This window comes from Mameliella sp. CS4, from assembly GCF_019392335.1.
Taxonomy (GTDB): Bacteria; Pseudomonadota; Alphaproteobacteria; order Rhodobacterales; family Rhodobacteraceae; genus Antarctobacter.
In genome coordinates this window covers 387,903-400,022 of sequence record NZ_JAHXRQ010000001.1, presented here as the reverse complement: position 1 = coordinate 400,022, position 12,120 = coordinate 387,903, and the positions used below count along the sequence as shown (strand labels likewise).

Genomic DNA, 12,120 nt, shown 5'->3' with positions numbered 1-12,120 from the left:
CGTGGTCGACAGACACCGCGCCGCGATCCCGCCCGCGTGGCACCGCCCCAATACCGGGGCGGGACGAGGTGTCGGATGCGCGTGGGAGGTTGTTTAGTATTAAACAAAGTGCCATGCGCTGGATGCATGGATGTTATGCGGCTACGCGCCTGCCGCAAGGGCACGCGGGCTGGTAAACCCCTTTCGACCGTCGGGAGGACGGGGAGAGGCGGGGCGAAAGCCGGTTGCACCCCAAGACCAAACCTGATTGTTCAAGATTAAACCAATCGCGCCGCGCCGGGCGCAGAAAAGGGAAGAGGGCATATGAAAGATACCCCCCAGGACGTCGATCCCGTCGAAAGCCAGGAATGGCAGGACGCGATCGAGGACGTGATCGAGCGCGACGGGGCCGACCGCGCGCACTACTTGCTGGACAAGGCGGTGCAGCGGGCGCGGGCCGCGGGGGCAAAGCTGCCCTTCTCGGCCACCACGCCCTACCAGAACACCATCTCGCCGGATGACGAGATCGAGATCCCCGGCGACACCGAGATGGAATGGCGTATCCGCACCATCAACCGCTGGAACGCGATGGCGACGGTGGTCAAGCGCAACAAGGAATCGAGCGAATACGGCGGTCACATCGCGTCGTTTGCCTCTTCCGCCGCGCTGTATGATATCGGCCTGAACCACTTCTGGCGCTCGAAATCCGCGATCCACGGCGGCGACCTGGTGTTTTTCCAGGGCCACGTGATCCCCGGCATCTATGCGCGCAGCTTCATGGAAGGCCGCCTGTCCGAAGAGCAGATGAAGAATTTCCGCTCCGAAGTGTCGGGCAGCGGACTGTCGTCCTATCCCCACCCCTGGCTGATGCCGGACTACTGGCAGTTCCCGACCGTCAGCATGGGCCTTGGCCCGCTGATGGCGATCTACCAGGCGCGGTTCATGAAATACCTCGAGAATCGCGGGCTGATCGAAAAGCAGGACCGCAAGGTCTGGGCCTTCCTTGGCGATGGCGAGATGGACGAGCCGGAAAGCATCGGCGCCATCCACCTGGCCGCGCGCGAGGGGCTGGACAACCTGATCTTTGTCATCAACTGCAACCTGCAGCGTCTGGACGGGCCGGTGCGCGGCAACTCCAAGATCGTGCAGGAGCTTGAAGGCAACTTCCGCGGCTCCGGCTGGGACGTGATCAAGCTGCTCTGGGGCCGGGGCTGGGACGAACTGCTGGAACAGGATACCTCGGGCAAGCTGCGGCAGCTGATGGACGAGACAATCGACGGCGACTACCAGACCTTCAAGTCCAAGGACGGCGCCTATATCCGCAAGCATTTCTTCGGCAAGTACCCGGAGACCGCGGAGCTGGTGAAGGACTGGACCGATGACCAGATCTGGGCGCTGCGCCGGGGCGGGCACGATCCGAAAAAGGTCTACAACGCCTTCAAGCGCGCGACCGAAGCCGAGGGTCAGCCGACCGTCCTGCTGGTCAAGACCGTCAAGGGCTACGGCATGGGCACCGCCGGTGAGGGGCAGAACACCACCCACCAGCAAAAGAAGATGCAGCTGGATCAGCTCAAGGCCATGCGCGACCGGTTCAAGATCCCGGTCACGGATGAAGAGCTGGAAAAGGACATTCCCTTTGTCAGCCTGAACAACGCGCAGAAAGCCTATCTGGCCGAGCGCCGCAAAGAGCTGGGCGGGTCCTTCCCGAAACGTTCGACCGAGGCGCCCAAGCTGGAAATCCCCGGACTGGACAAGTTCAAGGGACAGCTGGAATCGACCGGCGACCGCGAAATTTCCACCACGATGGCCTTTGTCCGCATCCTGACCACGCTGTTGCGCGACAAGCAGGTGGGCAAGCAGGTGGTGCCGATCGTGCCCGATGAATCGCGGACCTTCGGCATGGAAGGCCTGTTCCGCTCGGTGGGGATCTACAACCCGAAGGGCCAGCAATACACGCCCGAAGACCGGGAGCAGATGTCCTACTACAAGGAATCCGAGAACGGGCAGGTGCTGCAGGAAGGCATCAACGAAGCCGGTGCAATGGCGGACTGGATCGCGGCGGCGACCGCCTACAGCAACCACGGCGTTCCGATGATCCCGTTTTACATCTACTATTCGATGTTCGGCTTCCAGCGGATCGGCGACCTGGCCTGGGCGGCGGGCGACAGCCGCGCGCGCGGCTTCATGCTGGGCGGCACCGCGGGGCGGACCACGCTGAACGGCGAGGGCCTGCAGCACGAGGACGGCCACAGCCATATCCTTGCCAGCACGATCCCCAACTGCATCAGCTATGATCCGACCTTCTCTTACGAGGTCGCGGTGATCGTGCAGCACGGGCTGCAGCGGATGTTCGTGGATCAGGAGGACGTGTTCTTCTACCTCACCCTGATGAACGAGAACTATCAGCATCCCGACATGCCGATGGGCGCCGAAGAGGGCATCATCAAGGGGCTGTACCGTTTCCGCAAGACGGCCAACCCGGCCAAGAAACACGTCAACCTGATGGGCTCGGGCACGATTCTGGTGCAGGCGATCAAGGCCGCCGAGATGCTGCAGGAGGATTTCGGCGTGACGTCCGATATCTGGTCGGCGACCTCGTTCAACGAACTGGCGCGCGATTGCCAGGACGTGGCGCGGCACAACCGGCTGAACCCCTTTGCCGAGCAGAAGACGTCCTTTGCGGCGCAGACGCTGGCGAACATCACCGGGCCGACCATCGTGGCCACCGACTATATGAAGACCTACGCCGAGCAGATCCGGGCCTGCGTGCCGGGGCGCTACACGGTGCTGGGCACGGACGGTTTCGGCCGGTCGGACAGCCGCGTGAACCTGCGGCGCTTCTTTGAGGTGGACGCGGGCCATATCGCCGGGGCGGCGATGGTGGACCTTTGGCGCGAGGGGGCTGTTTCGGACAAGGATCTGGAGGCAGCGCTGAAGAAATACGACATCGACGGCGGCAAGCCGAACCCGCGTCTGGTCTGATACGGCGCACGAGGAGACAGGAAATATGACCGTAGAAGTAAAAGTGCCGGATATCGGCGATTTCAACGATGTGCCGGTGGTGACGGTCCTGGTGAGCGTGGGAGACACGATTGCCGAGGAAGACCCGATCGTCGAACTGGAGTCGGACAAGGCGACGATGGAAGTGCCCTCCTCTGCCGCGGGCGTGGTGAAGGAGATCAAGGTGTCCGAGGGCGACAAGGTGTCCGAAGGCGCGGTGATCCTGATTGTCGAGGGCGAAGGCGCCCCGGCGGCCAAGGAAGAGCCCAAGGCAGAGGCCCCCAAGTCCGAGGCGCCCAAGGGGGCCCCGGCGGCGGCGCCTGCGCCCGCACCGGTGACGGATGCCGGGTTCTCCAAGGTGCATGCCTCGCCCTCCGTTCGGGCCTATGCCCGCCGGGTCGAGGTGGACCTGAACAAGGTGAACGGGTCGGGCCGCAAGGGCCGCATCCTGCGCGAGGACGTGGAAAAGGCGCTGAAATCGCAGACCGTTCCGGCGGCTGCCGCTGGCGGCGCCGTCTCCGGTGGCATGGGCATCCCGCCGATCCCGGCGGTGGACTTCTCCAAGTTCGGGCCCGTGGAAGAGGTGGAGATGAGCCGGATCAAGAAGATCTCCGGCCCCGCGCTGCACCGGTCCTGGCTGAACATCCCGCATGTCACGCATAACGACGAGGCGGATATCACCGAGCTGGACAAGTACCGCAAGGAAATGGACACGATGGCCAAGGAAGAGGGCTATCGCGTGACCCTGCTGTCCTTTGTCATCAAGGCCTCGGTTTCGGCCCTGAAAACCCACTGGGAGTTCAACTCGTCCATCCATCCGGACGGTGACAAGCTGATCAAGAAGGATTTTTACAACATCGGTTTCGCGGCGGACACGCCCAACGGACTGATGGTGCCGGTGATCAAGGACGCGGACCGCAAGGGGCTGGTCGACATCTCCAAAGAGTTGATGTCGCTCAGCAAGGCCGCGCGCGAGGGTGAGCTGAAGTCCAAGGACATGCAGGGCGCGACCTTCACCATCTCGTCGCTGGGCGGGATCGGGGGCACCTCTTTTACCCCCATCGTGAACGCGCCCGAGGTGGCGATCCTGGGCCTGACCCGGTCCAAGATGGCCCCGGTCTGGAACGGCGAGGAATTCGTGCCGCGCCTGATGCAGCCCTTGTCGCTGTCTTATGACCACCGTGCCGTCGATGGTGCCTTGGCCGCGCGCTTTGTCGTGACGCTCAAGACGCTGCTGGGCGACATGCGCAAGTTGATGTGGTGAGGGGAAAAGAAATGGATGTCAAAGTACCCGATATTGGTGACTTTTCGGAAGTTCCGGTGGTCGCCATCCTCGTCAGCGTGGGCGACACGGTCAGCGAGGAAGATCCGCTGATCGAACTGGAAAGTGACAAGGCCACGATGGAAGTGCCCTCACCCGCTGCGGGCAAGGTCGTGGAGATCAAGGTCTCTGAAGGTGACAAGGTCGGCGAAGGCTCGGTGATCCTGGTGTTGGAAGGGGCGGATGCCAAGGAGGAGGCGCCGAAAGACGAGGCGCCCGCTGCAGAGGCGCCGAAATCCGTGACCGCCACCGGCAGCGCCAGCGGCCCCGGCGATGTGCATGCCGAGGTGGTTGTGCTGGGCTCTGGCCCGGGCGGCTATTCGGCGGCTTTCCGCGCCGCCGACCTTGGCAAGAAGGTGGTCATGATCGAGCGCAACCCGACGCTGGGCGGGGTCTGCCTGAACGTCGGCTGCATCCCGTCGAAGGCGCTCTTGCACGTCGCCAAGGTCATCACCGAGGCCGAGGAGATGGGGTCGCACGGGATCAGGTTCGCCAAGCCCGAGATCGACCTAGATGAGCTGCGCGGCTTCAAGGATGGTGTTGTCGGCCAGTTGACCGGCGGGCTTGACGGGCTGTCGAAGGGCCGCAAGGTGCAGATCGTGCGCGGCACCGGGACATTCACGGGGCCGAACATGATCGAGGTGCAGGGGGACGAGGGGACCAAGACCGTTTCCTTTGACCAGTGCATCATTGCCGCCGGATCGGAACCGGTCGCCCTGCCCTTTATCCCGCATGACGACCCGCGCGTGATCGATTCCACCGGCGCGCTGGAACTGGCCGACATCCCCGAGCGGATGCTGGTGCTGGGCGGCGGGATCATCGGGCTGGAGATGGCCTGTGTCTACGACGCGCTGGGATCCAAGATCACGGTTGTCGAACTGATGGACCAGATCATTCCGGGGGCCGACAAGGACATCGTCAAGCCGCTGATGACCCGCATCAAGGGCCGCTACGAGAACATCTTTCTCAAGACCAAGGTGACAGCGGTCGAAGCCTCGGAGGAGGGTCTGAAAGTGACCTTTGAGGACGACAAGGGCGAGAGCTTTTCCGATACCTTCGACAAGGTGCTGGTGGCCGTGGGGCGCAAACCCAATGGCAAGCTGATCGGCGCCGAGAAGGCGGGGGTCGCCGTCGACGACCGGGGCTTTATCGCTGTGGACAGCCAGCAGCGGACCGGAGTGAACCACATCTTTGCCATCGGTGACGTGGTGGGCCAGCCGATGCTGGCGCACAAGGCGGTGCACGAGGGCAAGGTGGCGGCCGAGGTCTGCGCCGGGGAAAAGCGGCATTTCGATGCCAAGCTGATCCCCTCCGTCGCCTATACGGACCCGGAAGTTGCCTGGTGTGGGCTGACCGAGACCGAGGCCAAGGCCAAGGGTGTGAAGTACGAGAAGGGGATGTTCCCCTGGGCGGCTTCGGGCAAGTCCCTGTCCAACGGGCGCAGCGAGGGCATCACCAAGCTGCTCTTCGATCCCGAAGACGACCGGGTGATCGGCGCCTGCATCGTGGGCACTAACGCGGGCGACCTGATCTCGGAGGCGGCCCTGGCCATCGAGATGGGCGCGGATGCGGTGGACTTGGGCCACACGATCCACCCGCACCCGACGCTATCGGAGACGGTGAACTTTGCCGCCGAGATGTTCGAAGGCACGATCACCGATCTGATGCCGCCGAAGAAGCGCAAGAAGTGACGGGCCAATAGGCCTGATGGAAAGGGGCGGCGCTGGCCGCCCCTTTTTTGTTGGGGATCGCGGGGACGGGACTGTTTGCGGCTTACGCCGCAAAAGCGCCCGCCCGCCGACCCTTTGGACAGGCTGCGCCTGTTTCTTCGCTTCCGGAGTCACCAAGGAACAAGCATCGCCTGTTTCCCTGCACCCTCCCTCGCTCTTTCGGGCCTGAGCCGGTCGTCTCCGAGTCGCAAGGGCAAGCCGCGCGGAGCGCGGGGCTGCGCCCCCTTGCGACTCGGCGCCGTCTGGCTCTGATCGGCCTCAAGCGAGGGAGGGCTCCGGGGAATAGGCTGGGCACGGGTCTGCCGAAGGCTGCGAAACCGCCGGTGGAGGTCTTGAGCTGTGAAAAGGCGGAGCCCGGGCCTGGAGGAGGGGCCCGCGAGCGCGGCGTGTCAGATGTCGCTGGCGATCTGGGCGACCGCGTCGCCACGGCTGACCCGGCCCGGAACGCGTTTTGCGAGGAGAAAACCTGCCAAGGGCGACAGAACCTCGATCGGTTCTGCCCAGGGTCTGAGCGGGTCGTGGATCTGTCCGAGAGGGTCTCCTGCGGCGACCGGGTCGGCAATCTGCTTGAAAGGCTCGAAAATGCCCGGGTCATAGGCATAGACCGAACCCCGGGCCTGCACCTCTCTTGTACCCTGCGCGGGGTCGGGCCTGTAGTCGGGCAGCATGTCGAGGGCGTGCAGGACTGTCGGCGGGTAGAGCAGCGAGGAGCCGCCGGAATGCAGGTCGATCAGGACATCCGACCGGGGAAGCAGCACCTCTTCGACGTAATGGGCAATCATTTCGGTCGGGGTGCCGGAAGGGTTTCCGGGAAAGCTGCGGTTGAGATTGCCATCGTCGATGGGCGAACAGCGGCGCCCGGCCTCGGCGGCGGGCGCGTTCAGTGCCGGGATAAGGATCAGCCGGCCACGGATGTCGGACGGGTCAAGCTCTCGCGCGAGGCGGGTGACCGCAATCTGACCTTCGTATTCGTCGCCGTGGGTGCCGCCGGTCATCAGCACTGTCGGCCCGGGGCCATTGGCAAGACAGACGATCGGCACGCCGATCCAGCCATAAGCGCTGTCATGGGTGGAATGCGGCACGCGCAGGTAGCCTGCCTGCCGGCCTTCGGCGTCCAGATCCACTTCGGCGGTGATATTGGTCACGTCCCGGCCCCTTTGCTGGGGCCGAGACTAGGCGGGCAGCGGCGCGGAGGCCAGCGTTCGGATATTCAGGTCAGATATTCAGGAAAGGCTGTGCCAGACGCGCGAGGCCCTTGAGCCGCAGCGGCGCATCGGTGACGGCCAGGCAGATGCAGTCCTGTGAGATGTCCGCGACCGGGGTATGGTGCAGGTCCGCATTGGCGATCTCGATATCACCGCGGGCGAAATAGCCTTCGTCGTCCTGGAAGGCCCCTTGCAGCACCAGCGTCAGTTCCAGCCCGCGGTGGCCGTGATCGGGCATGGCCGTTCCGGCGGGAATGTAGAGCAGCCGGGCGGTGGCATCGGGGGAGGTCTTGAGGATCGCCTGCTTGACGCCCATGCCCACGGGGCGCCATTTTACCGCGTCCAGAGAGCCGCCGATATAGTCCAAGAGCGGGCCCGGGGCGACCGGGTCCTGCGGCATCTGGATGTCGCGGGGCGCGGGGGTGTCCATCGCCCGGATCATCTCCAGCGTCGCGTCGAGGCAGCCCTCGTCCAGCTTTGCGGCCTCTGTCCCATCCAGCACGGCGCCGCCGAGGGCGTCATGCGCCTCGACCGCCGCGCGGCAGTCGTCGCAGAGCGAGACATGGGTGGCGATGATGAGATTGACGGCCTCGGGCAAGGTGCCCGCGGAATACCCTATGATAAGGCCGTCGGTCAGGTGGTGTCGGATCGTCGTCATCGAAGCATCACTTCCTGTCCATAGCGTGTCTGAGGCGCTGAAGCGCCAGTCTGATGCGGGACTTGATCGTGCCGAGCGGAAGCCCGGTGGCCTCGGCGATCTCGGTATGGGTGAGATCCCCGAAATAGGCCTTTTCGATCAGGTCCCGCTGTTTCGCGGGGAGAGAGGCGAGGGCCTCTCCCAGGTGTTTCGTTTCCTGTTGCAGGCCCAGCCGGTCTTCCTGGTGGGGCTCTGCCTCCGGGCCCCAGGGAAGATCCTCGGGCTCGGGCCGTTTCTGTCTGCGCAGGGCGTCGATCCGCCGGTTGCGCGCGATGGTGAAGATCCATGTCGCGGCCGAGGCGCGCGTGGGATCGAATTGTGCCGCCTTTTGCCAGACGGTGGCCATGACGTCCTGGACGCATTCCTCTGCCTGCGCGGCATCGGCGCCAGAGCGCATAAGAAAGGCCTTAACCCGGGGCGCGAAGTGCTGGAACAGCGCGACAAAGGCGGCCTCGTCGCGGTCGTCGCGGATGCGGATCAGCACCGCTGCCCAATCCGGGGCGTTTTCGTCTGCGGTCCCTGTGGTCACGGGTTTTGCCTTGTCACGATCATTGCCCCTCACATGCCGCGTGATCGGCGCCGTCGCAATGGGCGTAGCGTCGCGGGTGTCGAGAGGTTCAGTCGCGCCAAACATATACAGTTTACGCGGGCGGATCGGGATCGGATCACCCTGTTCGAAAAAAGTTTTACGGGACGTTTTTCATCCGCGCCGGGGTCCTGGCCGTATCAACCTTGAACGACCGCAAATCCAGGGGACAGGACAGACCATGCCATTCGAAGCCAGCACCACCACCGCACGCAGGATCGCCGTGATCGGTGGCGGGATCTCGGGCATGGGCGCGGCCCACATGCTGGGCGAACAGCACCGCGTCACCCTGATCGAGGCAGAACCGCGGCTGGGTGGCCATGCCCGGACGAAACTGGCGGGCAAACATGGCACCCAGCCCGTGGATACCGGGTTCATCGTCTTCAACTATGCCAATTATCCGCTGCTGACCTCGCTGTTCGACCGGCTGGAGGTCCCGGTGGCGAAATCGGACATGAGCTTTTCCGCCAGCCTGCGCGGCGGGGCGATGGAATACGGGCTGCGCGACCTGCGGGCTGTCTTTGCCCAGAAGCGCAACGCGCTGAACCCGCGGTTCCTGGCGATGATCCGGGACATCATGAAGTTCAACTCGCGGGCACTGGACGCGGCACGCGATCCCTCGGTCTCGCTGGGGGATTTCCTGGAGGGGATGGGGACGGGCGACTGGTTCCGGGACTATTACCTTCTGCCGCTGTCCGGCGCGATCTGGTCGACGCCGACCGACAAGATACTGGATTTCCCGGCCTATGCGCTGATCCGCTTTTTCGAGAACCACGCCCTGTTGAGCCATACCGGCCAGCACCAGTGGTACACGGTGCAGGGCGGGTCGGTGGAATATGTCCGCCGGCTGGGCGCGGCGCTGATGCGGCAGGGGGTGGACCTGCGGCTGGGCGCAGCGGTTGGCGGCGTGAGGCGGACCGCCGCCGGAGTCGAGGTGCGGCTTGAGGGCGGTGAGTGGGAAAGTTTTGACGAGGTGGTCTTTGCCACGCATTCGGACGACACGCTGCGGCTGTTGTCGGATGCGCGTCCGGCGGAACGGGCGGCCTTGGAAAAGGTTGCCTATCAGCCCAACCGCGTGGTGCTGCATTCCGATACCTCCCTGATGCCCCGGCGCCGGGCCTGCTGGTCGTCCTGGAATTATACCGAGGCGCCCAGGAAAGAGATGAACTGCATCGACCTGACCTATTGGATGAACTGCCTGCAGCCGATCCCGCAGGACGATCCTCTGTTCGTGACGCTCAACTCGACACGGCTGGTGCGCGACGAGCTGATCCATGACGAGGTCACGCTGCGGCACCCGGTGTTCGATCTGGGCGCCTTGCAGGCACAGCGCGAGATCGCGGCAATGAACGGCGAAAGCGGCACCTGGTTCTGCGGTGCCTGGATGAAGAACGGGTTTCACGAGGACGGGCTGGCCAGTGCCGCCGAGGTGGCAGATGCCATCCTTGCGCGGGGGCCGGTCAAGGAGGTGGCATGAGCACTGTCGACCTAATCCGGGGGCATTCCTACCACGGGCGCAAGGGGGATGTGGCCAATGCCTTTCGCTATTCGGTGGATTACGTTCTGCTGGATGCAGAGGCGCCGGTGGACGGCCCGCGTCTGTTCTCTCGCAACCGGGGCAACCTGACGTCGGTGCAGGATCGGGACCACGGCGGCCCGCCGGGCCAGGGACAAGGTCCCGTCTGGGCGCGCGAGGTTCTGGAGGCGCATGGGATCACTTTTGACGGGCCGCTGAGGCTATTGGCACAGCCGCGCCTTTTGGGCCATGTGTTCAATCCGGTCTCTTTCTGGCTGGCCTACGATGGGGGCGCCCTTCGCGCAGTGATCGCCGAGGTGACGAATACCTTTGGCGACCGGCATTCCTACCTTTGTGCCCATGCGGACGGGACACCGATCACCTCCAGCGACCGGATCGAGGCCAAAAAGCTGTTCCACGTCTCGCCGTTTCAGCCCATCGAGGGGGGCTATGTCTTTCGTTTCGACATCCGCGCGGATCGCCTCGGGGTCTGGATCGACTTTACCCATGACAAGGGCGGCGTGATTGCCACGCTCTGCGGACCGCGCGTGCCGCTGACCGACGGGGCCATTCTGCGGTCGGCCCTGCGGCGGCCGTTCGGTGCCCGGCGGGTGCTGGCGCTGATCCACTGGCAAGCCCTGAAACTGTGGTGGAAGGGCGCGCGCTATCGCACCCGCCCCAAGCCGCCGGAACAGGAGGTCAGCGCAGGCCCCGCACCCGAGGCCATCAGAAAGGCATCATGATGAGTGTATTTCTCTATACCCTTTTGGGCGCCGCGATCCTTCTGGGGCTGGTTCTGTTGCGCCAGCGCCGGTTCGGTTTCCTGGCGCAGAGCCCTGCGGACTATGCGGATGACACGGGCCCGCAGTTCGATGTGCGCACCCATCTGAACGGCCCGCTGATCTGCGAGGGCGTCATCTACGGTCCGACGGGGCGCGTCACCTCGCGCTTTGTCGGAGAGTTCGAGGCCCGGTGGGACGGCAACCAAGGCGTCATGGACGAGCATTTCCGGTATGAATCCGGTGCCGAACAACACCGGCAGTGGCAGCTGACGCTGGGCAACGATGGGCGCATCCGGGCCACTGCACCGGATGTCGTGGGCGAAGGCGAGGGCCACCAGAGCGGCGCCACCGTGCGCCTGTGCTATCGCATCCGTCTGCCCGAGGACGCGGGCGGGCATGTGCTGGATACGGTCGACTGGATGTACCTGGCGCCGAATGGAACCATCGTGAACCGCTCGCAGTTCCGTAAGTTCGGCTTCACCGTGGCCGAGCTGGTGGCGACGATGCGGCGCAAGGAGGCTGTGTGAGGGACTGGAACGGCAAACGTTACTGGCTGGTGGGGGCCAGCGAGGGGCTGGGCGCGGCCCTGGCGCAGCGGCTGAGCGAGGCGGGAGTCGAGCTGATCCTGAGCGCGCGCAGCGAGGACAGCCTGCGGGCGCTGGCGGACAAGCTGCCGTCGCCGGCGCAGGTTGAAACCGTCGACGTGACCGATGCCGAGGCGCTGGAGGCGGTGGCAGAGAAGATCGGAGAGGTCGACGGGGTGATCCAGGTGGCGGGCGCCTATTGGCCCTTTGGCGCGCAGGACTGGGACGCGGAGCGCGCCAACATCATGGCGGACGTGAATTTCACCGGGGCGATGCGGCTGGCGGGCGTGGTGGTGCCGCGCTTCGTGGCGCGCGACCGGGGGCATTTTGTGCTGACCGGATCGCTGTCGGGCTATCGGGGCCTGCCGGGAGCGGCGGCCTATGTCTCGTCCAAGGCGGGGGTCATGGTGCTGGCGCAATCGCTTTACGCCGACCTGCGCAAGACCGGGGTCGAGGTGCAACTGCTGGTGCCGGGCTATATCAAGACGCGCCTGACCGAGAAGAACGATTTCACCATGCCCTTCATCATGGAGCCGGAGAAAGCGGCGGAGATCTGTTTCCGGCACATGTCGGGGCGGGGGTTCCAGCGCGCCTTTCCGCGCGGCTTTTCCTGGCTGTTCCGGGGCAGCCGGTTTCTGCCGGACTGGCTGTACTATCGGCTGTTTGCGTAAGATCAAGGTTTGACTCCTCTTTTCGCGTCATCTCTTGTCGATGACAGAA

Annotated in this window: 9 protein-coding genes and 1 pseudogene; 7 read left to right on the top strand and 3 right to left on the bottom strand. The window is 64.5% G+C overall.

Features of this window, described 5'->3' with window-relative positions; all coding sequences use genetic code 11:
- Positions 1-303: 303 nt before the first annotated feature.
- The 3 genes and pseudogenes from aceE (at position 304) to lpdA (ending at position 5,991) form a co-directional block, all read left to right on the top strand.
- Complete coding sequence (aceE, locus tag KZZ07_RS01815) at positions 304-2,961, top strand: pyruvate dehydrogenase (acetyl-transferring), homodimeric type (protein WP_219511852.1); 2,658 nt, start codon at positions 304-306, stop codon at positions 2,959-2,961.
- 10 nt (positions 2,962-2,971) lie between these two features.
- Positions 2,972-4,243 (top strand): annotated as a pseudogene (gene aceF, locus KZZ07_RS01810) (dihydrolipoyllysine-residue acetyltransferase); the annotation flags it as partial.
- An 11-nt stretch (positions 4,244-4,254) separates the two neighbouring features.
- Positions 4,255-5,991, top strand: coding sequence for a dihydrolipoyl dehydrogenase (lpdA, locus tag KZZ07_RS01805; RefSeq protein WP_219511850.1), 1,737 nt, complete (start codon positions 4,255-4,257; stop codon positions 5,989-5,991).
- 428 nt (positions 5,992-6,419) lie between these two features.
- Here the strand turns inward: lpdA and KZZ07_RS01800 are convergent, their stop codons facing one another.
- From KZZ07_RS01800 to KZZ07_RS01790, 3 genes are all read right to left on the bottom strand, one after another.
- Positions 6,420-7,175, bottom strand: a complete 756-nt coding sequence (locus KZZ07_RS01800; protein WP_219511848.1) for a M14 family metallopeptidase — start codon at positions 7,173-7,175, stop codon at positions 6,420-6,422.
- Positions 7,176-7,245: 70 nt separating this feature from the next.
- On the bottom strand, positions 7,246-7,893 hold the full coding sequence (locus KZZ07_RS01795; RefSeq protein ID WP_219511845.1) for a ChrR family anti-sigma-E factor: 648 nt from the start codon (positions 7,891-7,893) through the stop codon (positions 7,246-7,248).
- A gap of 7 nt (positions 7,894-7,900) precedes the next feature.
- Positions 7,901-8,566 (bottom strand): sigma-70 family RNA polymerase sigma factor, encoded by a 666-nt coding sequence (locus KZZ07_RS01790; protein ID WP_219511843.1) that lies wholly within the window; start codon positions 8,564-8,566, stop codon positions 7,901-7,903.
- Positions 8,567-8,699: 133 nt separating this feature from the next.
- On the opposite strand from KZZ07_RS01790, the gene KZZ07_RS01785 reads away from it, so the two are divergent.
- Genes KZZ07_RS01785 through KZZ07_RS01770 form a run of 4 tightly spaced genes read left to right on the top strand, consistent with a single transcriptional unit; the run spans position 8,700 to position 12,071 of the window.
- Entirely contained in the window at positions 8,700-9,995 is a 1,296-nt protein-coding gene (locus KZZ07_RS01785) for an NAD(P)/FAD-dependent oxidoreductase (protein WP_219511840.1), read from the top strand.
- Positions 9,992-10,777 carry a DUF1365 domain-containing protein gene (locus KZZ07_RS01780; RefSeq protein ID WP_219511837.1) on the top strand — a complete coding sequence of 262 codons (786 nt, stop codon included), beginning with the start codon at positions 9,992-9,994 and terminating at the stop codon, positions 10,775-10,777. The genes KZZ07_RS01785 and KZZ07_RS01780 overlap by 4 nt, the downstream gene beginning before the upstream one ends.
- The gene (locus tag KZZ07_RS01775) at positions 10,777-11,343 is read left to right on the top strand and encodes a DUF3833 domain-containing protein (protein ID WP_219512241.1); all 567 of its coding nucleotides are present in this window, start codon (positions 10,777-10,779) and stop codon (positions 11,341-11,343) included. Before KZZ07_RS01780 ends, KZZ07_RS01775 begins: the two co-directional genes overlap by 1 nt.
- On the top strand, positions 11,340-12,071 hold the full coding sequence (locus KZZ07_RS01770; protein ID WP_219511834.1) for an SDR family NAD(P)-dependent oxidoreductase: 732 nt from the start codon (positions 11,340-11,342) through the stop codon (positions 12,069-12,071). Before KZZ07_RS01775 ends, KZZ07_RS01770 begins: the two co-directional genes overlap by 4 nt.
- Positions 12,072-12,120 lie beyond the last annotated feature (49 nt).

Excerpts from the sequence above, each read along its gene's own strand:
- aceE (WP_219511852.1), top strand. The coding sequence starts at position 304 with ATGAAAGATACCCCCCAGGACGTCGATCCCGTCGAAAGCCAGGAATGG.
- lpdA (WP_219511850.1), top strand. The coding sequence starts at position 4,255 with ATGGATGTCAAAGTACCCGATATTGGTGACTTTTCGGAAGTTCCGGTG.
- KZZ07_RS01795 (WP_219511845.1), bottom strand. The coding sequence starts at position 7,893 with ATGACGACGATCCGACACCACCTGACCGACGGCCTTATCATAGGGTAT.
- KZZ07_RS01790 (WP_219511843.1), bottom strand. The coding sequence starts at position 8,566 with ATGTTTGGCGCGACTGAACCTCTCGACACCCGCGACGCTACGCCCATT.
- KZZ07_RS01785 (WP_219511840.1), top strand. The coding sequence starts at position 8,700 with ATGCCATTCGAAGCCAGCACCACCACCGCACGCAGGATCGCCGTGATC.
- KZZ07_RS01780 (WP_219511837.1), top strand. The coding sequence starts at position 9,992 with ATGAGCACTGTCGACCTAATCCGGGGGCATTCCTACCACGGGCGCAAG.
- KZZ07_RS01775 (WP_219512241.1), top strand. The coding sequence starts at position 10,777 with ATGAGTGTATTTCTCTATACCCTTTTGGGCGCCGCGATCCTTCTGGGG.